The sequence below is a fragment of the Bdellovibrio bacteriovorus HD100 genome (assembly GCF_000196175.1).
Lineage (GTDB): Bacteria > Bdellovibrionota > Bdellovibrionia > Bdellovibrionales > Bdellovibrionaceae > Bdellovibrio > Bdellovibrio bacteriovorus.
The window spans coordinates 1,846,777-1,871,949 of sequence record NC_005363.1; the positions used below are offsets into that span (position 1 = coordinate 1,846,777).

20 protein-coding genes are annotated in these 25,173 nt (G+C 50.4%); 14 read left to right on the forward strand and 6 right to left on the reverse strand.

Annotated features, from left to right (window positions below; translation table 11 throughout):
* Window positions 1–25: 25 nt before the first annotated feature.
* Genes BD_RS08805 through BD_RS08815 form a run of 3 tightly spaced genes read right to left on the reverse strand, consistent with a single transcriptional unit; the run spans window position 26 to window position 3,656 of the window.
* Window positions 26–523, reverse strand: a complete 498-nt coding sequence (locus BD_RS08805) for a hypothetical protein (RefSeq protein ID WP_011164388.1) — start codon at window positions 521–523, stop codon at window positions 26–28.
* Entirely contained in the window at window positions 520–2,199 is a 1,680-nt protein-coding gene (locus BD_RS08810; protein ID WP_011164389.1) for a protein-arginine deiminase family protein, read from the reverse strand. The genes BD_RS08805 and BD_RS08810 overlap by 4 nt, the downstream gene beginning before the upstream one ends.
* A gap of 2 nt (window positions 2,200–2,201) precedes the next feature.
* A complete protein-coding gene (locus BD_RS08815) occupies window positions 2,202–3,656 on the reverse strand; it encodes a hypothetical protein (protein ID WP_157865680.1) in 1,455 nt (484 codons plus the stop codon).
* A 209-nt stretch (window positions 3,657–3,865) separates the two neighbouring features.
* Between BD_RS08815 and BD_RS08820 the strand changes: the two genes are divergently transcribed.
* Genes BD_RS08820 through BD_RS08850 form a run of 7 tightly spaced genes read left to right on the forward strand, consistent with a single transcriptional unit; the run spans window position 3,866 to window position 11,775 of the window.
* Window positions 3,866–5,071 (forward strand): cysteine desulfurase family protein, encoded by a 1,206-nt coding sequence (locus BD_RS08820; protein ID WP_011164391.1) that lies wholly within the window; start codon window positions 3,866–3,868, stop codon window positions 5,069–5,071.
* On the forward strand, window positions 5,064–6,146 hold the full coding sequence (gene mnmA / locus BD_RS08825) for a tRNA 2-thiouridine(34) synthase MnmA (RefSeq protein WP_144313823.1): 1,083 nt from the start codon (window positions 5,064–5,066) through the stop codon (window positions 6,144–6,146). Before BD_RS08820 ends, mnmA begins: the two co-directional genes overlap by 8 nt.
* The gene (gene mtaB / locus BD_RS08830; protein WP_050792912.1) at window positions 6,131–7,474 is read left to right on the forward strand and encodes a tRNA (N(6)-L-threonylcarbamoyladenosine(37)-C(2))-methylthiotransferase MtaB; all 1,344 of its coding nucleotides are present in this window, start codon (window positions 6,131–6,133) and stop codon (window positions 7,472–7,474) included. The genes mnmA and mtaB overlap by 16 nt, the downstream gene beginning before the upstream one ends.
* Complete coding sequence (gene rnc, locus BD_RS08835) at window positions 7,471–8,175, forward strand: ribonuclease III (RefSeq protein ID WP_011164394.1); 705 nt, start codon at window positions 7,471–7,473, stop codon at window positions 8,173–8,175. Before mtaB ends, rnc begins: the two co-directional genes overlap by 4 nt.
* 1 nt (window position 8,176) lies before the next feature.
* On the forward strand, window positions 8,177–9,088 hold the full coding sequence (era, locus tag BD_RS08840) for a GTPase Era (protein WP_011164395.1): 912 nt from the start codon (window positions 8,177–8,179) through the stop codon (window positions 9,086–9,088).
* Entirely contained in the window at window positions 9,066–10,415 is a 1,350-nt protein-coding gene (der, locus tag BD_RS08845) for a ribosome biogenesis GTPase Der (RefSeq protein ID WP_011164396.1), read from the forward strand. The genes era and der overlap by 23 nt, the downstream gene beginning before the upstream one ends.
* Window positions 10,408–11,775, forward strand: coding sequence for a sodium-dependent transporter (locus tag BD_RS08850; protein ID WP_011164397.1), 1,368 nt, complete (start codon window positions 10,408–10,410; stop codon window positions 11,773–11,775). Before der ends, BD_RS08850 begins: the two co-directional genes overlap by 8 nt.
* A 10-nt stretch (window positions 11,776–11,785) precedes the next feature.
* On the opposite strand, the gene BD_RS08855 is transcribed toward BD_RS08850, so the two are convergent.
* Both BD_RS08855 and BD_RS08860 read right to left on the reverse strand, forming a co-directional pair.
* Entirely contained in the window at window positions 11,786–12,556 is a 771-nt protein-coding gene (locus BD_RS08855) for an outer membrane beta-barrel protein (protein WP_011164398.1), read from the reverse strand.
* Window positions 12,557–12,666: 110 nt separating this feature from the next.
* On the reverse strand, window positions 12,667–13,221 hold the full coding sequence (locus tag BD_RS08860; RefSeq protein WP_144313824.1) for a glutathione peroxidase: 555 nt from the start codon (window positions 13,219–13,221) through the stop codon (window positions 12,667–12,669).
* Window positions 13,222–13,394: 173 nt separating this feature from the next.
* Between BD_RS08860 and BD_RS08865 the strand changes: the two genes are divergently transcribed.
* Genes BD_RS08865 through mpl form a run of 5 tightly spaced genes read left to right on the forward strand, consistent with a single transcriptional unit; the run spans window position 13,395 to window position 19,384 of the window.
* Window positions 13,395–14,699: a hypothetical protein gene (locus BD_RS08865; RefSeq protein ID WP_011164400.1), complete on the forward strand. Its 1,305-nt coding sequence runs from the start codon at window positions 13,395–13,397 to the stop codon at window positions 14,697–14,699.
* Complete coding sequence (purB, locus tag BD_RS08870; protein WP_041583531.1) at window positions 14,696–15,979, forward strand: adenylosuccinate lyase; 1,284 nt, start codon at window positions 14,696–14,698, stop codon at window positions 15,977–15,979. The genes BD_RS08865 and purB overlap by 4 nt, the downstream gene beginning before the upstream one ends.
* 3 nt (window positions 15,980–15,982) lie before the next feature.
* On the forward strand, window positions 15,983–16,912 hold the full coding sequence (locus tag BD_RS08875; RefSeq protein WP_011164402.1) for a S66 peptidase family protein: 930 nt from the start codon (window positions 15,983–15,985) through the stop codon (window positions 16,910–16,912).
* The gene (locus BD_RS08880; RefSeq protein ID WP_011164403.1) at window positions 16,912–17,973 is read left to right on the forward strand and encodes a serine hydrolase domain-containing protein; all 1,062 of its coding nucleotides are present in this window, start codon (window positions 16,912–16,914) and stop codon (window positions 17,971–17,973) included. The genes BD_RS08875 and BD_RS08880 overlap by 1 nt, the downstream gene beginning before the upstream one ends.
* Window positions 17,942–19,384, forward strand: coding sequence for a UDP-N-acetylmuramate:L-alanyl-gamma-D-glutamyl-meso-diaminopimelate ligase (gene mpl / locus BD_RS08885; RefSeq protein ID WP_231839337.1), 1,443 nt, complete (start codon window positions 17,942–17,944; stop codon window positions 19,382–19,384). The genes BD_RS08880 and mpl overlap by 32 nt, the downstream gene beginning before the upstream one ends.
* 54 nt (window positions 19,385–19,438) lie before the next feature.
* Here mpl and BD_RS18500 read toward each other — a convergent pair whose 3' ends face one another.
* Window positions 19,439–20,077 carry a transposase gene (locus tag BD_RS18500; protein ID WP_080559000.1) on the reverse strand — a complete coding sequence of 213 codons (639 nt, stop codon included), beginning with the start codon at window positions 20,075–20,077 and terminating at the stop codon, window positions 19,439–19,441.
* A 208-nt stretch (window positions 20,078–20,285) separates the two neighbouring features.
* Here BD_RS18500 and mutS point away from each other — a divergent pair, with 208 nt between their 5' ends.
* Together mutS and BD_RS08900 are read left to right on the forward strand one after the other, a co-directional pair.
* Complete coding sequence (gene mutS, locus BD_RS08895) at window positions 20,286–22,787, forward strand: DNA mismatch repair protein MutS (RefSeq protein ID WP_157865682.1); 2,502 nt, start codon at window positions 20,286–20,288, stop codon at window positions 22,785–22,787.
* A 49-nt stretch (window positions 22,788–22,836) separates the two neighbouring features.
* Window positions 22,837–25,146, forward strand: a complete 2,310-nt coding sequence (locus BD_RS08900) for a [protein-PII] uridylyltransferase family protein (protein ID WP_011164407.1) — start codon at window positions 22,837–22,839, stop codon at window positions 25,144–25,146.
* The last annotated feature ends 27 nt before the right edge of the window (window positions 25,147–25,173 follow it).

Consider the following 25,173-nt stretch of genomic DNA (forward strand, 5'->3'; position numbering starts at 1 on the left):
TCCCGGCCTATTTTGTGAGACGGGCTTATCTTGTTCCTGAGCCGTTTTTAGAGGCTGCCGCTGGAGGATGGAACTTATTTCCAATTCCGTGGCTCTTCAGGTTGTTGACGGTTTCTTTGCACTCTGAACGAGCCCCGCGGTGACGCCAGGACAGTTGGGCTGATCCTTTGGCATCTGGATGAGCATCAACAAACAGTTCTACGCGACGGCGCAGGTTGCGATGAAAAAGCTTTTCCTGAGGCGAGCATCCTGCCGGTGTCATGCTGAAGATGATCCTTGCGATGCGACTGCGAGAGGCATCCTGAACCGTTTCAACGGCCATCGGGCACACCACGGTTTCAGATTCAGACTTGATGGTGATTGTGGCGTGGTCCAGGTCCTCGATATTAATTCCTGCAGAAAGGTTTTTAGCTTGCAGCCACTCGTCCTGCAGCTGACAGGAATACATCAGTTTTTTGCTCTGAGCTTCAGCGGTAAAAATGAATCCGAAAACGAACGTGGCCATCAGAATGGAGCGGATCATTTGGTGCCTCCTTGAGGGCGGCAATAGCGCATGGTGTGGCTGGAACAGTGCAGATTTCCATTCATGGAATGGGCAAAATGCGTGTCGATATAGTCAGTTTTAAGACCGAGACCTTTGATCGACGAATCGATCTCCGCTTTAAATGCCGGGTTTACAGGTTCCGGCAAAATGAAGGTGTCTTCCACAATATCCCCATTGGTGGGGTTGGGGAAAATAGAGTCCGCGGATCCATTCACATATTTCGGCGTATTGCTGTCATAGTCCATCTCCCCAATGAAAAGATCGGGAAGCTCCACGGTTTTGGGGCTGCATTGCGGATAGGATTTTTTAACCTTTGCCAGCAGTTCTTTTTTGAATTTCTGAGTCGCTTCTTCAATGGAAGCATTGAATTCTTTAAATTCAAAATCCTCTTCGATCAGGTCGGCCAGGTCCTTGTTGGTCATATTATAGCAGTCCATGGCATCCTGGATGCTGGAAGAACTCTTGATCATCCCGGATTGGCGCATCAGCGCACGGCGACGGTTTAGGCGAGCGTATTTTTCTTCACGGCGGCTGCGCTCCAGGGCAGGATCGTCTATGCCACCTTCAGAAATTCTTTCCAGATATTCCTGCATACGACGGGATTCAGCATCTTTTAGTGGTTGAACCGTGGCACCAGCAGAAACGGGTGGCAGAATGATTTCAAACAAGAACTGACTGACTCCGCGGGAACGTTTTTCGCGGGATTTTTCCGGATTGCCACCATTGTTTTTCAGGGCTTTGCTGTAAGAAAATTCCTGACAAATATAGGTGTACGGGGTCTGACTCATTCGCGCCAGGGCTTCATCCGGAGTCAGGTGCGAAAAATCAAAGGCTCGGCCTTGCGGGTTTTTCTTAAGCAGGTCCAGTCCCTTTTTGGGGCTGGCAAAGGCCAGACTGAAATCGCAAGGGGCTTTTTGTGTTGGATCTTTCAGGGTTTTGAAGAACTCATCAGTGTGCCCGACACTTAAAAAATCAGACGGAGTCAGTACGGCCATGGCGGGGTTTTCGCAAGTGACTTTGGCGTATCTGTCCCATTCGTCACCCTCGAAGTGATCAGATCCAATCAGGCAAAGTCCATTGACGGCTTCGATATTGCCGCCACTGTGCCCGGATTTGTACGGGTTGTTGGTCAGCTTTTGCCCCTCCTGAAAAGAGCAATCCTTGCTGGATTGTTTTATCAAGTCAGCAAAGGCGTTGCCGTGGCGGCCATAGCCTTGGACTTCGCGCAAGACGGGCTTTCCGGTCTTGGCATCAAAGAAGCTTTCAAAGTAATCCTGCTGCCAGTTCCAGCGACTGTTGGTTTTCACGCGGCTCAGGCCGGAAATCCATTGCTGGGCGGTGGCCTGATTCGGAGCCTGTTTTTTGATCTCCCGCACGACTTCATCCCAGGTTTCATCAGTCACGGCCAGAAAGAATTGCGGTGGCTTTTGAGATTGGGCTTTTAAAACTTTGGTGACGTATTCTTTGACGTAGCGGGGGCCACCCATATCGTCAGACACGGTGGCGGCCATTATCGGAAAATTTTCAGAAAGCAGTTTGCTGCCGCCAGCAGGACACAGTGGAACATCGGCGGCCATCGGGTTGTGCTGGGAGCAGGAATTTGCAGAAGCCTCAGTCAGAAAGAAACTCAGGAGGATCTGCAGGAAAATGGTCATGATTATGCCGCCTGCAGACCTTTTGTGAATTCACCGGAAAGCTTTTCAGCCAGAGTCAAAGAGACCTTGTTGTAAGCCGCTTTTTCTGCAAAGCCCATCAGCATGCCCACCAGTTTCTCATTGATAATGATGGGAGTGACAGTCACGTGATCGGGGATGCGACCCTGATTCCAGCCATCAAAGAACTTCTCGTTGATCGCATTCAGGGAGATATAGCCGTGATACGGTTTTTGAGTTGTCGCCACGATATTGAAAATACTTGGAGTTTGCAGTGGGAAGCGCATGGAAGTGTCCTTCATGCCCTGGAAATTTTCATCCCAGGCAAAGGCGGTCATCTGCGTTTCCTGTTCGTCCAAAGTCAGGATCATGGACTTTTCAAAGTGCACTTTCATCTGGCTTAAGATCGTTTTGATTTTTTCATTCAGCAAAGCGGCATTTTTCTTTTTGATTTTTTCCAAAGCAAAATGACCACTGGCCACCGGATTGATGGTTGGCTTGGCCACACCCGCCGGACGTGGAGTGATTGCAATGGGTTTGTTGCTGAAGCTGTCCTCAAATGGCGGTGGCATTTCAGCTTTAGGCGGAGGCGGTGGAGGCGTTGCGCGTTTTGGCGCAGAGCTTTCCACGGCGGTCGCCGCAACGACTGGCGCTGATTCCGTCGGTACTGTCGCAGCAGGCGCCGGCGTTAGCGGAGTCAGCGGAGACAGAGGAGAGATCACAGTTTTAAGCTCAGTCTCGGGAGTTTCAGAGGAAACGGCCACCGGCTCAAGAACCGGAGCAACTTGCGCAGGTGCTTCCGCGGATGGACTCAAAGCCTCAAGACGAATCACGGTCGGACCGTCAAACAGGCCATCGAGTTTTTCGCCACCAGTTTCGCCCAATTGAAGCTCATCCTCACTTAGAGGCTGGAATTCCGGAGCTGCTTTGGAGTCGGTTTTTACGCCCAGATCCTCGAAAGAGAAGCTGTCGGAAGCTTGTTTGGTCGTGGTAACAACGGAAAGATCGATACCCTCTGGGGCTTCTTCGGCCACCGGGGTTGCCGCAGGGGCTTGGTGTCTTTCCGGGTGCAGCAGGTTCCAGGTGGCTTCCAGATTTTCATAGGTCGCCAGAACCAGAATACTGGAAGGCATGGAAGGAAAATCCTGCGGCGGCTGAAGACATGCTACGATGAGGGATCCATCCCACTCCGCCACAGGCAGACACTCCGCAGACCACGGATAATGGGTCGCCCACTTCGCGAACATTTCCTGGGACACGGGAGTTTCTGTAAAAAATCGTGACTGAAGCAAAGGCAGTTTATGGTGAGTCATTGCCCAACGAAGATAGTCTTCAGAGCTCAGGCGTTGCTCCTTGATTGCGTAAGCCAAGAGGCTCAGAGGCGTAGCGCTTTGTTCAAAGGCTTCGGTAAGTCCTTGAAGTTGCTCTTTAAAATGTTCAAACCATAAATGATGACTCATCCCTGTGTTTATCGGAATTCCTGTTAAAAACCTGAGTGAAAACTGAGGTCTAGTCCAGTTAAGCCCCGAAAAATCCTCGGTCGGCCCGGAAAACAGGCAGAATCGGGGTGTAGAAATTTCCCGATCTGTTAACGCAGTGGACACCCTAAAAGGGCAAATTATCTTAGAGGTTCTCAATACTTAAGAACTGTGATAGGTTCCGGCAGCTTATGATACAGACCAAGGTCCTTCATTATTTCGATCACAACGCCACGACTCCGGCGTGCAAAGAGGTTTTGGAATCTCTGCCCGAGTTCGCGCAAGCTTGGGGGAACCCAAGTTCCATCCATTGGGGTGGTCGGCAGCCGAAGAATATTCTGCGTGACGCGCGCAAGGCTGTGGCAGAAATGGTGAATGCAAGTCCGCTGGAAATCATTTTCACTTCCGGTGGCAGTGAAGCCAACAACACCGTTTTGAAAGGTCTGCTGGAATACTACCAGACAGCACAGTTCCTGACTCCGGAACAGCGCAAACGCACTCACTTCATGAGTTCTGAAGTGGAGCACCCAAGCATCATGAAAACCATGCAGCACCTGAAAGATCTGGGCGCACGCGTGGATTTCATTCCGGTGAATCGTCAGGGGCAGATCGATCTGAAATTCTATGAAGAACATCTGAGCGAAGAGACCGCCCTGGTGTCCGTGATGTTTGCCAATAACGAAACCGGCACATTGTTCCCGATCAAAGAGATGGCCGAGATGGCACATAAAAAAGGCGCGCTCTTCCACACGGATGCAGTTCAGGCCTTCGGTAAAGTGCCGGTGAACCTGAAAGAACTGAATGTCGACTTCGCTTCTTTCTCTGGTCATAAATTCTATTCCGTCAAAGGAACTGGGGTTTTGTATGCGAAGAAGGGTAACAACGTCACACCTTTGATTCACGGTGGAGCGCAGGAAAGACATCGTCGTGGTGGCACTGAAAACACACTGGGCATTGGTGCTCTGGGTGTGGTGGCCAAACGTGCGCCGATGATTGCGGAAAAAGCCAAAGCCTTGGCTGTTCTTCGCGATCACATGGAAGCGCGCATTCTTTCTGAAATTTCCGAAGTGACGGTGACTGCCGGGGAAACTCCGCGTTTGCCGAACACAAGTTCATTGGTACTGAAGGGGGCTGACGGGGAAACCATGTTGATGTCTTTGGATATCAAGGGCTATGCGGTTTCCACCGGGGCTGCTTGTTCTTCCGGGAATCCCGAGCCAAGCCCGGTGCTTCTGGCCATGGGTCTGACCCGCGATGAAGCGCAGAACAGCCTGCGTGTCAGTCTTGGCTGGGACAGCACTCTGGAGCAGGTGGATTCGTTTGTAGATACATTGAAAACAGTAGTGGATCGCTTGCGATCCTTGAACGACGACAAAGGAGAGACTTGTCATGTCTAAAGGGAGAGTCCTTGTTGCTATGAGCGGAGGCGTGGACAGTTCCGCCGCGGCTGCGCTCTTGGTCGAACAGGGTTATGAAGTTATTGGAGCCACGATGCAGGTCTGGGATTATTCCACCTGCGATATCGAGGAAGGAAACGGCACATGCTGTTCCAGTATCGACGTGGATGACGCTCGTGCCGTGGCCGACCGTCTGGGTATTCCGTTTTATGTGATCAACTGCGAAGCAAAATTCCGTGCCGCGGTTATTGATCCTTTCTTGAAAGCCTACCTGGAAGGGCAAACACCGCTTCCATGTGTGAACTGCAACACCTATTTGAAATTTGATCACTTGGTTAAAAAAATGCGTGAGCTAGAGTGCGACTATATCGCCACTGGCCACTATGCCAAAATCGTTTATGACGACAAAGGCAAAGCCTCTATCCACACATCCACGGATGACTGGAAAGATCAGACTTACTTCCTGTTCACGATTGATCCAGAGCTGGTGCCGAAACTTTTGTTCCCGGTGGGCGACATGAAAAAGCCGCAGGTGCGTGAGTATTCTGAAAGCCGTGGACTGGTGACTGCGCGCAAGAAAGATTCTCAAGGAATCTGCTTTGTCGGTAATCAAGGGTATCAGAACTTTATCAAAGACCACGTGAAGTCCGAAATTCTGGCCAGCAAAAAAGGTCTGATCAAGCGCTTCCCGGAAGGTCAGGTGATGGCTTCTCATGAAGGCATTCACAACTACACCTATGGTCAATCCAAAGGCCTGGGCATGGATTACCACGAAAAGCTGTTCGTGATTAAAATAGATGCCTCTGACAACACGGTCTGGGTGGGCGAAGAAAAACATCTTTTCGCCAACGAAGTCGATGTGGTGGATCCAAAGCTGCTGGATGAAATCCAGGACGGCGAAATCATGAATGTGAAGATTCGCTATCAGCACAAAGGGGCTCCGGCTCAGGTTATTAAAACGGCCAGCGGCTTCAAATTGAAATTCACAGAGCCTCAGCGTGCGGTGACTCCGGGTCAGGCTGCCGTGTTCTATCGTGACAGACAGCTCGTGGGGGGCGGATGGATCACTCTATGAAGTATCAGGTCCACACTTTCGGCTGTAAGGTGAACACTTATGACGCCGGCCTGATCCAGAAAAACCTGAACGCCAGTGGCTTCATGCCGGTGGTGTCCGGCCAGAAAGACGCGCGCATTCACGTGCTGAATACCTGTGCCGTGACTGCGGAAGCCACGAAAGAGGCCGTTCGCTACATCCGTCGTTTGAAAGTGAAAGATCCTTTCTGCACGATCGTGGTGACAGGCTGTGCGGCGCAAGTTGATACCGGGTCATTCTCGAGTCTTCCAGGGGCTGATCTTATTGTGGCCAATTCCCACAAAAGCAGTCTGCCGGATCTTTTGAACAAGCATTTCCGTGGTGAACTGACTGAAAAAGTCTTTAAATCCAACATCTTCAAAAAAGAAGATCTGGAAGCCGGCGGTGGTATTGAAAAACAACACACCCGCACCTTCCTGAAAATTCAGGATGGCTGTAACAGCTTCTGCACCTATTGCATTATCCCGTATGCTCGTGGGAAAAGCCGTTCTATCCCGGTGGCGGATCTGGTGAATCGTATCAATGATCTGTATGCGGAAGGCTCACGCGAAGTGGTGCTGACCGGTGTGCATATTGGGGATTACGAAGACCAGATCGGGGACCGCAAATACGTGATGGAAGATCTGCTGGAAAATCTTCTGGCAAAAACCAAAATGCCACGTTTCCGTCTTTCAAGCCTTGAGCCGGTGGAAGTGTCTGAGCGCCTGCTGGATCTTTATCAGGACTCACGTCTGTGTCCGCATTTCCACATGAGCATTCAAAGTGCCAACACGGATGTGCTTTTCCATATGAAGCGCAAATACACGCAAGAAGACGTGCAAAAATCTCTGCGCGCGATTGCGGACCGTGTTCCAGGCAGCTTTGTTGGGATGGACGTGATCACGGGTTTCCCAACTGAAACCGAAGAGCAATTCCAGGACACTTATAACTGCCTGAAGGATCTGCCGTGGACCAAGCTGCACGTATTCCCGTACAGCGAACGTCAGGGCACTCGTGCGGCGGCCATGGATGTTTCTGTGTATCCGCATGTGCGCGCGGAAAGAGCGGCCCGTCTGCGCGAACTGAGCATCGCCCGTTACACGGAGCAAGCCCAGAATCAGATCGGCAGCACCAAGCGTGTACTGGTCCTGAAAAATGCCGCCAAAGGCGGACAGGGTCTCAGTCATGATTACTGGCCAGTGGATATCGCAGGTGCGGAAAGCTTCCTGGATCACTGGGCAGGGCAGGAAGTTGATGTGAAAGTCACAGGCTATGATCATTCCAACAAACAACACATGGAAGGTCATCTGATCGGCGAGGTGCTCTCATGATCGATCAGGGGCGAAAGAGTCTGGAAGAGCGTGTAGGACATCAATTTAAAAACCCGGCACTGCTGGAAAGAGCGTTGACCCACAAGAGTTTTGCCAACGAGCTGAGAAACACCGTTGAGCACAATGAAAAGCTGGAATTTTTGGGTGACGCTGTTTTGGATCTGGTGGTGGGAGAGTTTTTGTATGAAAAATTCCCGACCGACACCGAAGGTGGTTTGTCAAAGAAACGAGCCAGTATTGTTAATGAAGAGGTTCTGTCCGAACTGGCATTGGAAATGGGTTTAAATAAACTCATGCAACTGGGAAAGGGTGAAGCCCTGACCGGGGGCGCGCAGAAGCCGCGCCTGATAGCCTCTTCGTTTGAAGCCATTGTCGGGGCGTTGTACCTGGATGGTGGGTTTGAAGTGGCTCGCAGCTTTATTCGCCAGGAGTTTGTTCCTTTGGCGGACCGGGTCTGCGGGCATGAGGACTTCGAGCGGGATTATAAAACCCGTCTGCAGGAACTGGTGCAGAAGTCCTCGAAAGAAACGCCACGCTATGAAGTGCTGGCGGAAGAAGGACCTCCGCATGATCGTGAGTTCCTGGTTTGTGTAAAAGTAAAAGAAGATGTCTGGGCTCAAGGGCGGGGCCGCAGTAAGAAAAACGCCGAACAAATGGCGGCAAAGAATGCCCTTGAGATGAAGTACAAGGAGACGAATTAAGATGAGTTACAAAGCTGGATTTTTAGGTCTGATCGGACAGCCGAACGCGGGGAAGAGCACATTGATGAACTTCCTTGTGGACGAAAAGGTCTCTATCGTCTCTTCAAAACCTCAGACAACCCGCCGCCGCATTCTGGGCATCTGGAGCACAGAAAAAGGTCAGGTGATCTTTGTTGATGCACCGGGTTTGATCAAAGCTGATGAAGGTTTGAATGGTTTCCTGGCACAGGAAGCCCATGATGTTATCAACAGCTCTGATGCTTTGCTGGCGATCATTGCCGTGGATGAGGAAAAACCGGAAAACGCAGAAAAGGTCATCGACCTGGTTTCCAAAAGCGGCAAACCATGGATCGCCGTGATCACCAAAACGGATATCGAGGAAAAAGCCCACCGTGTGATGATTCTTCGCAAGATGGTCGAGGACAAGGGCGGCAAAGCCTTCTCTGTGTCCGTGAAAGATTCCAAAAACGACCAGGAAGAGCGTGAAGCACTTCTGATTGAGTTCATGGAATTGCTGCCAGAATCTCCGGCGCCTTTGTATGACACTGAGTTGTTTACAAATGAAAACGTGCGTGAAATGGCCGCGGAAATCGTCCGTGAGCAGTGCTTTGAGGCCCTTCACCACGAAATCCCGTATTCTATCGCGGTTCGTATCGTGAAGTTTGAAGAGGACGCGAAGCCGGTTCCAAAGATCTATGCAGAGATCGTGGTGTCCAAAGACAGCCACAAGGCGATCGTGATCGGAAAAGGCGCCAGCGTGATCAAACAGATCGGTATGGAAGCCCGCAAGGAAATTGAAAAACTGATGGGAGAGAAAATCTTCCTGGACCTGAACGTGGCATCCAAGCCCGAGTGGTTCTCCAATAAACGCATGATGAAGGAGCTTGGATATGTCGTCGACTCTAAAGACTGATTTCTCGCCGAAAGTGGCGATCATCGGTCGCCCGAATGTCGGTAAATCAACACTGTTTAATATCATCACTGAAACCCGCAAAGCCGTGGTGAAAAACCAGGCGGGGGTTACTCGTGATATCATGATCGAACCTGTCGATATCTGGGGCAAACAATTTGACCTGATCGACACGGGCGGTATCACCGAAGCTGGCGACATTTTCTCCAAGCTGATCAAAGAACAGGTGACTGAGTTCCTGCACTCTGTGGATTTGATCGTGGCGGTGATGGATGGTCGTGTGGGCCTGGTGCCTGAAGACCGTGACATCATTCGCGTCGCCAAACAAACCGGCAAACCGTTCCTTCTGGTGATCAACAAGGTCGACAGTGACCAGGATCAGGACATGGCCAAAGCTGACTTCTATGAATTCGGTGTGGACGTGGTTGCCGCTTCTTTCGAGCAGCGTCGTGGTCTGGCTGAAATCCTTGAGTGGGTGGTAAAACAGATCCCTGAAAATCCAGGGACTGTGAAAGAGGGCATGAATATCGCCATCGTCGGTAAACCGAACGTGGGAAAAAGCTCTATCTGTAATGCGATCCTGGGCTACAACCGCATGATCGTTTCTGATATCGCGGGCACCACAATTGATTCTGTCGATTCCCCCTTCGTTTATAACGACAAAAAATACACCCTGGTTGATACCGCGGGTCTGCGTCGTTCGGCAAAGCGTGAAGAGGATCTGGAGATCATTTCCGCCTTCAAATCCCAGGAAGCCATTCGTCGCGCGGACATCGTGCTGTTGATGGTGGATGGAACTGTCGGCCCGACAGACCAGGATGCGCGCATCATGCAGGCGATTCTGGAGGATCACAAAGGTGTGATCGTCGTGGCGAATAAATCAGACTTGGGTGGGAAGGAAGTTCCTGAATACCGCAAGACTTTCCGTGAACAGGTGGAGCGTGTGTTCCACTTCTTCACTGACGTGCACATTGTCTTCACCAGCGCCAAAACCGGTTACGGTCTGGAAGACCTGTTTGAGATGATTGAAAAAGTCGCTCATCAGATGACCTTCCGTGTTCCAACGGCAGAGCTGAATGACTTCTTCTTCGAAACCATCCGTAAAGCTCCGGCTCCGGTTTGGGGTACGACGAACGTGAAGTTCTATTATCTGACTCAGACCTATCAGCAGCCTCCGGCATTTATCGCGTTTGCGAATCATCCGGATGGTGTGACGAACTCCTATCGCCGCTTCCTGATTAAGCACATTAAAACGAACTGGGACCTTCACGGGATGCCGATTCGTATCTTCTGTATGAAATCACGCCGTGGTGGATCGGATAATGGCTAGTAAACGCGGCTCATGGAAAACACGCTATGGATTCTATCTTCTGGCCATCGGCTCTGCCTGTGGTTTGGGGAATCTGTGGCGTTTTCCCTATGTCGTGGGCGAAAATGGGGGCGGTGCCTTCATTTTGCTTTATGGTCTGCTGGCTTTGGCCATCGGCGCTCCGCTGTTGATTGCCGAGCTGATGCTGGGTAAAGGCACGCGCCGTTCGGTGATCGTCGCTACCCAGCAGATGAGTGCCAAGACCGGCGTGAATTTCCGCTGGGTCGGGCGACTGGCCGTGATGGTCAGTATTGTCGTCTTGTCTTATTACTCAGTGATCAGTGGCTGGGTTTTGCACTTCTTAACCCAATTCCTGGTGTCTTTATTTTCCAGCCCCGAACAACTGACTGACAAAACCAATCTGGCAGCTTTGATGTCTAACGGCTGGCTGCAGTTGATGCTGGCCAGTGCGCACATCCTGATCACGGTGGTTGTGGTCGTCAAAGGGGTGCAGCAGGGGTTGGAGCGCTGGATCGGGTACACCATGCCGTTATTTGCGGTGCTGGTTATTATTCTGGTCATGCGTTCTTTCTCGCTGCCTTCAACTCCGGAAGTGTTGCGCTTCCTGTTTTATCCGGACTTTTCAAAGCTGAGCTGGGATTCCATCAATCACGCTCTGGGGCATGTGTTCTTCACGCTTTCAGTGGGCTTTGGCACGATGGTGACCTTTGGTTCTTACATGCGTGAAGAAGACCACGTTCCGACCGCGGGTTTCCGTGTGACGATCGTGGATACAGTGATTTCCTTGGTGGCCGTGGTGATGATTTTCCCGGTGGCGTTCCAGGCGTCCAATGTGCCGCTGACGGATCCGGCGTTGATGTTTGAGGTCTTGCCGAAGTATCTGTTGGGAATCCGTGGGGGCACGCTGTTTGGTCTGGCGTTCTTTGCGTGTCTTTATATGGCAGCGCTGAATGCCAGCATTGGTTTGCTGGAAGTTGTCGTGTCCAATTGGGTGGATGCCAAGAAAGAAATGGAGCGTGGCAAGGCGACCTGGTATTCCGGGGCGATTGCTTTGATGCTGACGGTTCTGCCGGCGCTTTCAAGTTCGATCTTTAAAGACATCCGCGTGGGTGGCCGTTCGTTGATCGAAAATCTGGATTCATTGCTGATCAACTGGCTGCTGCCGTTGGTGGCGCTGGGTATTTTGATCGCCTTCAATCGCGGGGTTTCAGACAAGGAAAAAGAGCTGGGCTTTGTCGACAAGGACAAGTTCGTCAGCTATTCAATGTATCCGCATTGGATGTTTGTTTTGAAGTGGGCAGGCCCGGTGGTGATTATCGTGGGCCTTTTGCTGCAAGTTATTGGGGTTTTTGTCAGTTAGACGGGGATGATTAGAAGTTCATCCCCAGGATCACCAGGAAGTTATAGAAGTCACCGGTCAGATTCTTATCCAGCTTTTCAGTTCCATCCACGTAGGACTTGTTCTCGTCGCTGAAGTTCACATAGTGATAAGTCCCTTGCAAGCCCAGGTAGGCTTTTTTGCGCATCAAAGGGATCTCCAGACCCGCACCGATATCAAAACCCATTGTTGAGTCACGGCTGAAGCCATCAAGGCCCGCAATCGTGTAAGTGCGATAGAACTGACCCAAACCGCCCAGGATGTACGGATTCAGATCCGCAAGGCCTCGGGTCACGTTCTGGGTGTTCATGTAGTATTTCAAATCAAAGTTCACGGCGGTGATGGACACGTTTCCTTCGTAAGTTTTGGATTGGTTATTTACGGAGAATTTCACCGCGTGATCACCCGTCTGGAAGCCCAGGCTCATCGCCAGACGCAGATCAAAGAAGTAAGTCAGGAAAATACCAAAAGTCGGAGCCGAGGAATACGCATCAGCAAAGTTGCCGGTAAAGCCGCGCATACCGCCGGCAAGACCAATTGTAAAGAAGCGGCCGTTACGGAAGAAATTGATGTCAGCTTCTTCGTCGGATTCTTCTTCAAATTCAGAATAATCAGTGAATGGATCGTAAGCTTCGTCCGCGTCAACTTGGGAAATCAGATAGGATTTGTGATCAGACTGGGCCAGGGATTTTGAGGGTAGGCTAAGCCCCAAAGCAAGTAAAATCAGAAGGCTGTATGTAAGTGATCGAGCTGTGGTTTTCACAAGGTCCCCCTCTTGATATTATCGAATCAAAAGGGGCAAAACTTCAAAGCAAAGTATCAAAACGGAGTCCAGAAATCTGCGGATTGTCTCGCTTTGGGACACCGGCCTTTTTAGAGGGGTTCGTTCAGGGCTTTTTCCACGGATTTTGTGATGGAGTCCGAGGATGGTTTGGTGATGGAACTCCAGCGTTCGACCACCTGACCTTTGCGGTTGATTAGGAACTTTTCAAAGTTCCAGGCCACGTCTTTAAAAATCAAACCCGGTTTTTGTGTCGTCAGGAATTGATAAACCGGCTGGATGTCTTTACCGCTGACCGGTGCTTTATCAAACAACGGGAAGGTCACGCCAAATTCCTTGGCGGCAAAAGTCTGAACTTCGTCGTTCGTTCCTTTTTCCTGTTTGAAATCGTTGGAAGGAAAACCCAGAACCACGAAACCGCGGTCTGCGTATTTTTTGTACATTTCTTCCAGCTCTTTCAGTTGGGGAGTGAACCCGCATTGTGAGGCGGTGTTGACCACCAAAACGACCTTGCCCCGGTACGTGGAGAAGTTGACCTTTTTGCCGGAAAGCGAGTTCGCGGAAAGATCAAAGAAGCTCGATGGTGTGTCCTTGGCCCAAGCAAAGGAAGTGCACAAAATTAGGGCGATAAGAGTAAAAATACGCATGGTTTCCCCCTGATGAGCGTATTCTAGAGGGGGCGGGGGTAAATCACAAGAAAAAGCCCTGGGAAAGCCTTTGGATGCAGTGCGCACCTTTGACTTTATCAATTCGTGATTTTCTAATCATTAAGAGCCTTTAGGATTCTAATTCAATTCAAAAACAGGAGATTATCTCGGCGATGGAACTGGGCAGTCCCGTTATCTTGATTTCAGCATTTGGTCGCGGTCATTGGCTGGCGGCGGCCTTGGCGAAAGAAGGTATCAAAACAACTCTTGTTGATGTGTCTTCAAAGCTGGGCGTGTGGCCCTCTGAAGATGTTGAAGGTCCTTTTGGATTTCTGCGCAACGAACGCGTTTCTGAGTCCCAGCTCGAGCGTCTGTATGCGGATGATCCTTACGATGAAGTTTCCAACGGTTTTACGTTGTGGCTGAAGGAGGGTCCTTTTGAATTTAAAGGTCCGGTCAGCAAGTACAAACTGGATCAGTCTTCATTGGCAGCACCAGTCAAAGAAATCATCGCCGGTAGCAGTGCGGATAAAGCTGCGAAAAATCTTTACAAGCATCTTGAAGCTTTGAGTTTTGATCAGAGCTGGATTTTGCATCTGGCACATCAGTGGGCGGGCACCACTTATGCCCCGAATGCGCGCGGCGCTTCTGTGGGGGCGGCAGTTCCATTGTCATCTTCGTTCCTGGTTCGTCAGGCGACTCGCAATGGTCTTGAAAAATCCCTGACCTGGCTTGCCAGCAAAGGGGTTGAAGTCATGCGCCCGCACCAGATCATGGACGTGTCCTTTGGGGGTGGCAAGTCCATCACCGGGCTTGAGCTGTCCGGTGAAAAGCAGGGCTTGTTCCGTCTGGAGCAGATCATCTGGATGCTCTCCAGTGAAGAGACTTACTTCCTGAATGAACGCCTGGGGAAATACTTCTTCCCGGAAGGGGCTTTAGAGCCTGAATGGTGCTGGGTTCGTTACCGCGTGGGTCTGCAACAATGCTTTGAGCGCGATCGCCTGCCACTGCACACACTGGTGGTGGATGATCTGTCTTCGCCATGGACTCATGAAAACATGATGGTCCTGCAAAGAACCTCTTTGGCAGACCAGTTTGATGTGTGGATGCGAATTCCGACCGTGCAGCGATTCAATAAAGAATATCTGACTGTGCGCAGTGACCGCATGAAGAAACTTCTGACAGCGCGCATGTCGTTGTCGGAACCGCAGATCCTGAGCTTCCCGCAGGAATATTATTATACCTATGCTCAGCTGGGGGCTTCCCGCTTCCCGGTGTTCGGTGAAAAGCAGACGTCCCGTCGTGGACGGGCGGGTTTTGGCAATCTTCATCTGGACGGGCCCGAAGTGTGGCCCCATTACAGTTGGGGCGCATACTTTGACAATCATGAGCGCATCCAGTTGCAAATTGTGAACTGGTGGAAAGAAAAACTTCTGAAAGAGCAAAAAGAGAAGAAGCGAAAGGAACAAAATCCGTGATTGAGAGATACACCCGCCCGGAAATGGGCCTTCTTTGGGACGCCGACCACAAGTTCGGAAAAATGATGGAAGTTGAAATTGCGGTGGCGCAGGTTCAATCCCAGCTTGGCATCATCCCCAAGAACGCAGCCAAGATCATCGCTCAAAAAGCTCGCTTCAACGTAAAAAGAATCTCTGAAATCGAACGCGAAACCAAACATGACGTGATCGCCTTTGTTTCAAATCTGGCAGAAAACGTCGGCCCGCAGGGAAAATTCATCCACTACGGCATGACGTCTTCGGATGTTCTGGATACGGCCTTCAGCTTGCAGGTGCGCGAAGCCGGAGTCGTTCTGATGAAATCCATCGTCGCTCTGGAAAAATCCCTGAAAACCCTGGTGACCAAGCATGCGGAAACCCTGTGTGCCGGACGCACCCACGGCATGTTTGCCGAGCCGACCACTTTCGGATTCAAGATGGCGGGCTTCCTGGCTGAAGCCCAGCGCAATAAAAAACGTGTGAAAGCCGCTCTTGATAATATGATGATTTGCAAACTCAGCGGTGCGGTGGGGACTTATTCTTCTCAAGCTCCAAAAATTGAGTCTTTGGTGGCTAAAAAGCTGAAATTGAAAACTGAAACCATCGCAACTCAAGTGATCCCGCGCGACCGTCATGCCGAGATGCTTTCAGCCCTGGCTTTGTTCGGAACAGGCCTTGAACGCCTGGCCGTAGAGCTTCGTCATCTGCAGCGCAGTGATGTGGCCGAAGTGACTGAAGGCTTTACCAAGGGCCAAAAGGGCTCTTCAGCGATGCCTCACAAGAAAAACCCAATCAGTGCGGAAAACATAACCGGCCTTTCCCGTTTGCTGCGTGGTTATGCCATTGCCGGATTTGAAAACGTGGCACTTTGGCACGAACGCGACATCAGTCATTCCTCAGTGGAGCGCGTGGTGTTCCCGGATGCCTTCATCGTGGCGGACTATGCCTGTAATCGTATGAGCATTCTGTTGGATGGTCTGGATGTGAACAAGAAGCGCATGATGGACAATATCGAAAGTTCGCAAGGACAGATTTTTAGCTCCCATGTGTTGCTGGCGCTGATTCAAAAAGGAATGATTCGTGAGGAAGCGTATGCTTTGGTGCAGCGTCTTTGTCATTCTCTGTCTTACGGAGAACATCTGAAAGACAAACTTTTGGTGGACGATCAGATCCAGAAGCTTTTGAAGCCCAAAGAGATCGACGAGATCTTTACCGGCAAAAAACACAAAAAAGCCATCAAAGACATCATCAAGAGAGTATAGACAATGAATTGGAAGTTTTTGAAAGAAAATGATGTGATTGATGTGGTGGCCCCGGGCTATCCTTCCAAACCTGAAGAGGTGGAAGGGGCGCGTGCGTTTCTGGAAAAATGGAATCTGCAGCCACGCATTCCCAAGGGCATCATCAAGCCGCACTTCCTGCACGCTCACGAAGACGAGGCGCGCTGGCAGTTTATGAAGGCCGCCATTGAATCCAAGGATTCCCGGGTGATCTGGTGCTTGCGAGGTGGCTATGGCAGCAATCGTCTGATTCCTTTCCTGGCTAAAATGAAGAAACCGAAAGAGCCGAAACTTCTGATTGGTATCAGCGACATTTCGTCTTTGCACACTTTTGTAAATCAGGAGTGGGGCTGGTCCAGTCTGCATGCACCATTGTTGGACCGCCTGGGACGAAATCTTGTTTCTGCCAAACATGAAAAAGAAATTCATGACATTCTGTTTGGAAAAACCCGCCAGGTTGAATTCAAAAAACTGAAACCTATGAATGAGGCTGCTCGTCAGGTGAAAACCCTGAAATCCAAAATCGTGGGTGGCAATCTGACGGTTTTGCAGTCCACACTGGGAACACCGTGGCAGGTCGATGCGGATCGCCGCTTGTTGTTTGTCGAGGACATCGGTGAGCGCGGCTATCGCATTGATCGTATGTTTGAACAGTTCCGTCAGGCCGGCATTCTGAAAAAATGTCACGGCATTGTGCTGGGTGATTTCATTGGGGGCAATGAGCCCAATGGCACCGAAGATAAAACTCAATTGGTCTTTAAACGCTGGGCTGCGGATTTGGAAATTCCGCTCTTTAAGGGTCTTGAAGCCGGACATGCTCCGGTGCAAAGACCTGTGCCCTTTAATACTCCCTGTGAACTGGTGATGGCGAATAACCGCACCGTTTTGACAATCGATACCGGAGGACGTCCATAATGAAATTTTCTGTATTGGAAAAAAATCTGATCACTCAACTTGAAGACCGCATTCGTGACACCACTCCGGGTGTGATGGTGCGTGCTTATCAGGGCGGCCGTATCATCTGTGATGTGGCGGTGGGTAACACTTATGCCTATTATGATCTGGCAAGTTTGACGAAAGTGATTTTCACGACTCAGGCCATGGTTCAGGCTTTTGAGGCGGGCAAGTGGAACTTTGAAACCAAAGTGGCGGACCTTCTGCCGTGGTTTGCGCACAAAGAAACCCGCATCACCGAGCTTTTGACCCACAGTTCAGGTCTGGCTTGGTGGTTGCCGTTGTATCAGGAGATCAACACCTCTTTGCCGCGTGATAAACGCCGTGAACAGCTGCAAGGCATGCTGCAAAATCTGAAAATTGAAAAGCAAGACACGGCGGTTTATTCCGATGTGGGCTTTTTGGTTTTGGGCTTTATCATTGAAAAGATTTACGACAAATCTTTGGATGATGTTTGGACTGATATCAAAAACAAATTCTATCTGGGCACAACATTGGAGTTCCATCCGGATAACAAGGCCGCTCACAAGGCTTCTTTGTATGCGCCGACCGAGGAATGCCCGGTTCGTCGCAAGCTGGTCCAGGGTGAAGTGCATGATCTGAATGCGTGGGCGCTGGGTGGGGTTTCCACTCATGCGGGTCTGTTTGGCAGTATTGATGATGCAGGCTGGTTCTCGTTGCACCTGCGTTCGCACTTGATGGGGATTGCCCGCTATTCCATCCGCCAGAAAACAGCTCAGCTGTTTGCCAAAAGAGCTTTGCCGGAAGGCAAAGGGGACTGGGCCATGGGTTACATGATGCCAACGCCGGGTTCTGCAAGCTGCGGGACTTATTTCTCTTTGGATTCTATTGGGCACACAGGCTTTACGGGAACTTCCGTTTGGTATGATCCAAAGATGGACTTGAGTGTGATCATTCTGTCCAATCGGGTCCTGTACGGATCTGATAACAAAGCCTTTGGCAAATTGCGTCCGGAAATTCATAATTGGATTGTTGAAAACTACAGAAGAAGTGGACTTTAAGATGAATATCAAACCAGGCAGTCACATTCACTTGATGGGTATTTGCGGGACGGCGATGGCCTCCATGGCAGGTCTTTTGAAAGACCGTGGCTTTAAAATCACCGGCAGTGATTCCAATCCGTATCCTCCGATGTCAACCCAGCTGGAAAGTCTGGGCATCAGTATCATGAAAGGCTACAAAGCCGAAAATCTGCATCCGAAGCCGGACTTCGTGATCGTGGGGAACGTGATTTCTGCGAGCAACGAGGAAGCTCAGGAGCTGATGAAGCTGGGCATCCCGTATACTTCTTTGCCAAAAGCGATGGGTGAATTCATCATCGAAAATCGTGAAAGCGTTGTGATCTCCGGTACACACGGGAAAACCACAACAACTTCCATGATGGCGTGGGTGGCAGAAAATGCCGGAGTAAAACCGGGTTTCCTGATCGGGGGGATTCCGAAGAACTTCTCTCAAAGTTTCAAAAATCCGGAAGACAATTACTTCATCATCGAAGGTGATGAATACGACACGGCCTTCTTCGATAAAGTTCCAAAGTTCATTCACTATCGTCCAAAACACGTGATCCTGACTTCGGTGGAGTTTGATCACGCGGATATCTATAAAGACCTGGATGACGTGAAAAAATCCTTCGCTCGTTTGATGGATCTTCTTCCTGAAAATGGAACGTTGCTGGCTTGCGCGGAAGACGCCAATGTGATGGAGCTTCGCAAGCTTACCAAGTGCAAAAACTCCTTCACTTACGGCTTTGGCGCTGAGGCGGATTTCCGTGCGAAGATCATGTTCCAAAACGCCAATGGTCTGGGCTTTGAAGTTCATCACCGTGGCGAGATCATGGGCCCTTATGCTATGCAGATCACGGGTGAATACAACGTCCTGAATGCCACAGCTGTTGTGGCGATGTCCAAGATGCTGGGCTTCTCTGAAAACCGCATTCAGATCGCATTGGAATCCTTCGAAGGTGTGAAGCGCCGTCAGGAAATTCTGGGTGAACCCAACGGTATTTTGGTGATTGAAGATTTCGCCCACCACCCAACAGCGGTGCGTGAAACAGTGAAAGGCATTCAAAAGAAATACCCGGGCCGCAAAGTGTTCTCGGTGTTTGAGCCAAGAAGTGCGACGTCCCGCCGTAAAGTCTTCCAGAAAGACTATGTGGAGGCGTTCAAGGGCTCTCACGAAGTTCTTCTGGCAAAAGCTTTTGATCAGACCAAAATCGACGAAGAAAACCGTTTCTCCACGCATGAGCTGGTCGATGACCTCAAGAAAACCCATGTGACCGCAGCGGACTTCGATACAGCTGACGACATCGTCGCAGCCTTGAAATCCAAAGCCCACAAAGGCGACGTCATCCTAATCATGAGCAACGGCGGCTTCGACGGCATCTACACCAAACTCCTAAAAGCCCTCGAATAAAAAAGGTACCTGCTTACTTTTGCATAAACGCCGCGTCGGTCTTCTCTCCTGATCTTAGTAAGGTAGAGAAGTGAGTCGATGCGGTCGCTGATTCTTTCTAATTGTAGGAATTTTAAATTCCGATTTTCGAAGAGCCTTTTGTACTATCTCCTTGTCTCGTGGATCCGGAGCTGCGTTTAGCCAGGACAAAATTGAATCTGGCGATTCAAAGAGTGTGTTGTCCGGATAAATCGGGAAATTCAGTCTGTGCATGCCCAGCGAAATAGACAGAGTTGAATGTGGGTAGTCCTGAACTTTACTGCATAGGCCTGCCTCGACGGGATTTCTATAAACGTACTTGTAGGCATGTAGATAGTGGAGCGGATTGCTGATCAAGGTCTTGTGATACCTGCTCCCGTAAATTTGGTTGATTATTCCTGCCTTGGTACTCATGTGTCGGCTGGTCTCTTTCATGAAGTAATTCATGGCTTCGCCAAGATTCTGCTGTGGATCCCGTACGATCATGTGAAAGTGATTGTCCATTAAGACAAACGATAGAATTTCAATTCCATAAGCATGAGAAATAAAGAAGAGATAGTCCTCCATTATGGACCAAACCTCTGAACGCGCTATAGGAAACCACTCGCGGTTTCGGGCGCGAGCAACTATGTGATATGGGTGATCGGCCGAGGCCGGAACTATCTTTCTAGGCATGGCAAGGTTGTTTTGCAAAAAAGAGGTTAAATCTGACGGCAAAATAGGCAAATTCTGGAGCGATAGAGTGTCTGGATTTCGGCGCAACGCTTCTGCAAAAGTAAGCAGGTACCTTTTGAGGGGCGCGGTGCGTTATTTGGGTTTTTTGGGTGAAAGTGGGGCGGGGTTTCGTTAGTTTTTTTGGCCTATGTCGAATCTTACGCCGCTCATGAAACAGTTCTGGGACATCAAGTCTGTCCACCAAGATAAAATCCTTCTTTTTCGTATGGGGGACTTCTTTGAGATGTTCTTTGATGATGCTGTGAAAGCAGCTCCGGTGCTGGGAATTGCGCTGACTCAAAGAAATAAAAAATCCCAGGACGAAACGCCGATGTGCGGAGTGCCTCATCACTCTATCGCAGGTCCGATCAATAAACTTCTGGCCGCGGGATTCAAGATCGCCATCTGTGATCAGTTGGAAGATCCGAAACTTGCCAAAGGTATCGTGAAGCGTGGTGTGACCCGCGTTTTGACGCCGGGGATGGTTTATGACTCTGACACTCTGGACGGCACAAAGCCGCACTATCTGGTCAGTCTTGATTCCGAATCTTTAAGCTTCCTGGATACAACAACGGGCGAGGCATTCTTCTTCCGCTCTAAAAAGACCACAGAGCTCTTGCGCTTCCTTCAGATTCTGCCGGTGGCGGAGATTGTGATCGCTAAAGAAGATGAATCCCTGCTGACGGGTGTGGATGGTGTGCTGATCAGTCACCACGAAGACATCGCAGATCTGCTGCATCCGCTTCTTAAAAACGAGGCGCCGATGTCGGCAGCTCGTTTGGTTTCTTATGTCGGCAATATGTCTGGCGAAGAATCCCTGGCGACCATTTCTCCGTTTGTGATGCGTGATCTTGAGCACCGTCTGGAAATCTCCAGCACGACACTTCGTCACCTGGAAGTTTTCTCGACCTACAAAGGTGAAGGTCTGGGCAGCTTGTTCCACGCCATCAACCGCACGCAGACCTCTGCGGGCAGCCGTTTGCTGCGTCAGTGGTTGAGCTTCCCTTTGCGTGACCTGAACGCAATTGAGCAACGACTGAATTCAGTCGAGTTCTGGCGCAATCATGTTCTGGAGCTTAAACGCGTTCGTCAGATCCTGGGTCAGATGGGTGATATCGAAAGACGTCTGGGTAAGATTTCCCAGCCTCAGTGCAATGGTCGTGATCTGCTGGCTTTGGCGGGCAGTGTGCACGCCGGAATCAGTGCTTTGGAAGTCCTGGTTCACGCCACCGGTGGCAAGGCGAACTTTGAGGGTCTGCGCGAGCTGGCTTATAAAATCGAGCGCACTCTGGTTGAAGATCCACCTTTGGCGACCAAGCAGGGTTATTTGATCCGTACTGGTGTGTCTCCGGAACTGGACGAGCTGATTGAGCTTTCCACCAATGCGCAGGCCATGGTGTCTCGCATGGAAGCTGAGGAAAAAGAAAAGACCGGTATTTCCAGTCTGAAGATCCGTTACAACAACGTCTTTGGCTATTACATCGAAATCACCAATTCCCATAAAGACAAAGCGCCGGCGCACTATCAGCGCAAGCAGACTTTGACCAATGCAGAACGCTATTGCACAGATGAACTGATCGAACTTGAAAGAAAAGTTCTTAGCGCCAACACCAAGCGTGCGGATCTGGAATTTGAATTCTTTGAAGCTCTTCGTAAAGAGATCCTGGCTCAGTGTCCGGGACTTTTGGCTTTGGCGCACGAGTGCAGCGAAGTCGACGTGGTGGCAAGCCTTGCATGGCTGAGCCTTGAGGAAAAATACGTCCGTCCGAAATTCTCGGCTGACGGTTCTTTGAAAATGAAAGCCAGCCGCCACCCGGTGGTTGAACAGACCGTGAAAAAGAACTTCGTTGCCAACGATCTGGAGCTTCGCCAGCATTCCTGCCTGTTGCTGACAGGTCCCAACATGGCCGGTAAATCGACATTCATGCGTCAGGTGGCTTTGAATGCCATCTTGGCACAGATGGGTTCTTTCGTTCCGTGTGATGAAGCTGAAATGCCGATCTTTGATGCGATCTTCACCCGTATCGGGGCGAGTGATCAGTTGTCTGAAGGTCTTTCCACATTCATGGTCGAGATGACTGAAACATCCGCGATGCTGAAAAATGCCACCAAAGATTCTTTGGTGATCCTGGATGAAGTGGGTCGTGGGACCAGCACCTTTGATGGTATGTGTCTGGCGCAATCCATCCTTGAGCATCTTTTGAGTGACGTGAAGGCTTTGACCTTCTTTGCAACTCACTATCACGAACTGACGTCTTTGGATCAAAGCTTTGGTCAGATCACCAATGCCCACATGACAGTGGCAGAAAGAAACGGCGAGATCCGCTTCCTTCATACCCTTGTAAAAGGCCCGGCGTTGAAATCCTACGGGGTTCAGGTGGCCGAGCTTGCGGGTTTGCCAGCAACCGTCACCAAGCGTGCCAAAAGCCTTCTGCGTGACATTGAATCCAAGCGTGTTCAGGCCAGCAGCCAGTTGTCGCTTTTGGATTCTTTGACCGCTGAAGATCCGTACATCGAGGCTGTTGAGGTTGTGGATCCGGAAACGGCCCGCCGTGGTGAGACCATGAAGTCCCTGATGGAAGAGCTGCAAAAGTTCCCACTGATGCAGACAAGTCCTCTGGATGTTATGAATCAGGTCGCTAAATGGAAAGAGATCGTCGAGCGCGTTTAGACTTGAGTCGGCTGGCAAATTCGGTGATCCTTTAAAGTCAGAGGACTTTATGGCCCACAAGACGTTTTTGACAGCCGAGCAGTTTCAACAGGCGCAGGAAATCCTGACTCCCCCTCTGATGACACCGGACGGGGATGTGCGCCAGGTGTTTTGTTTTTCCTCGGAAAGTCTGTCCCACTGGCTGGGCACCAAATTAGAAGAAATACTGAAAGAAAACCCACAGTGGCGCGACACCCATCCCATCATGCTGGGGTCCTGGGCCCGGGGGGAACTAAGTCCTAAATCCGATATCGACATCCTTTTTTGTGGCGATGAGGCGCAAGTCAAAGCCTTCACCGATCATCTGCATGAGCGTGGTTTAAAGCTTCGCTATCGCATGCCTTTGAATATGGAAGACTGGACCGAAGGGGTTGAGGCCTTCGACATTCTGGCGCTGTTAAAAGCAAAGCCTTTGACGGCCGAAGGGGCCCGAAAGCTGTTTGAACAGCAAAAGAACATCTGGGCCCGTAAAAAGCATTTTCGTCGCATTCTGCTGAAAGCTGTTAAGGACGAACGCAAGAACCGTGAAAAGCGTTTTGATTCCATCACCAACTATCTGGAGCCCAGTATCAAATTTGGCCCCGGAGGTTTGCGGGATCTGGAGCAGGGTCTGCAGATCTATGAACTGTTCGCGGAAAAGTTCAACAATCCCGGCCACGCCCTGAATGTGCTTCAGTACTATCGCAGTTATTTCCTGAGCTTGCGGCAGAAGCTTCATCTGGATGGTCACGGTGATATTTTATCCAGTGCCGTGCAGTTTGATCTGGGAAAATGGATGGGCTTTAAATCCCATAAGGACTTCATGCGCAGCCTGCAAAGAGGTCTGTCTCGTGTGAGCTTCTATTCAGACTGGATTGTTGAAGTTGCCGAAGCTTCGGAAAAAGACCTGCGCAAAATTGAAAGTGGCACTTTTAAAAAGTTCGAGGATTTTTTAACTGCGTTACATAAGAGTTCGCGCGTTCTGGTGCAAAAGAAAGTCCGCGAGAATCTGGATTCTCTCATCCCGGATAAGTTGGTGAAAACCATGGCCAAACGCCGCGGTAAAGCACTGGATGAAGTTTTGGATGTGAAAGAATCCGACGAGTTCCTGGTCAGCGTGTTTCGTTCCCGCCTGATCGACAAGCTGGTGCCAGAGGTCCGCCGTCTGGTGGGTTATGTTCAGCACGATCAGTATCACAGATTCACGGCAGATTCCCACATCATGCAGGCTTGTCGTGAAGTAAAACGTATCTATAAAAAGCCCTCTGAATTGGGGCCGATGAAATTCATCAGCAAGGATCTGACCAAAGAAGACTGGAAGATTCTGACCTGGTCCTGTTTGTATCACGATCTTGCCAAGGGTCTTGAAAGTGCCGAGCACCATTCAGACTTGGGCGTGATGATTGTTGAAAGAGATTTCAGAAGCTACGGATTTTCAAAAGCTTTCACCGATGAAGTGAAGTGGATGGTGCAAAACCATCTGGAGCTTTCGCAAGCCGCCTTCCGCAAAAACCCGAAGGACCCCAAGGTCTGGCAGGAGCTGCGTGAAAAAGGAATTTCTGATGCGCGTCTTCTTCGTTTGGCGCTGTTCACGGCGATCGACATTCGCGCCACCAATCCCGAAGCGTGGAATGACTGGAAAGCGAAACTTTTAAAGGACTTGGTCTTAAATCTTCAATCCAAACGTGCGCAGAACTATTTTGATTTCGAGTCGTTAAAGAAACGCAAGAAGTTGAATCTCAGTGCTGAAGTGGTGGAAGAGCTGGGCCTTCAGCTGCTTGAAAGTGTTTCTTTAACAGATCTGGTGGATGACTTGAAGAAAGCCGAAACCAGCGAGGTCTCGTTAAAACCACGCATGCTAAAAACCCGCAAAGGCGAGCTGTGGATCCGCTTCCACGAGAAAAAAGACCGTCGTGGTCTTTTGAGTGACTACGTAGGCCAGCTTTATTCTTTGGGTCTGGGGATTCGACACGCCTCCATTCATACGCTGCCCAAGGTCGGCGTCTATGACTGGTTCCAGGTGACCAGTTCCCGCAACCTTGCAGCTCTGTCCAAGATGATCGAAAATGCGTCGGTGCAAAGCAAGCCCGTGCCGGCGGTGAAGTTTGATACGATTCAGATTGTCAGTGCGGATGATAAGGAATGGGTGGTCAGCTTTAAGGGGGCCGATCAGCCGGGGTTGCTCGCATCTGCCGCCAAAGCCTTGAGTGATGCGGGGATGAGTATCAAGTCCGCCCGCGTGCACACGTGGGGTCGTCAGGTGGATGATATTTTTGTAGTGAAGCCATCAGGCGATGCCCAGGAACTGGTGAAGAGTCTTTCTGAAAAGCTCGGATCTTAGTAGCCCCTAAAAACAAAAAGAGCCCTC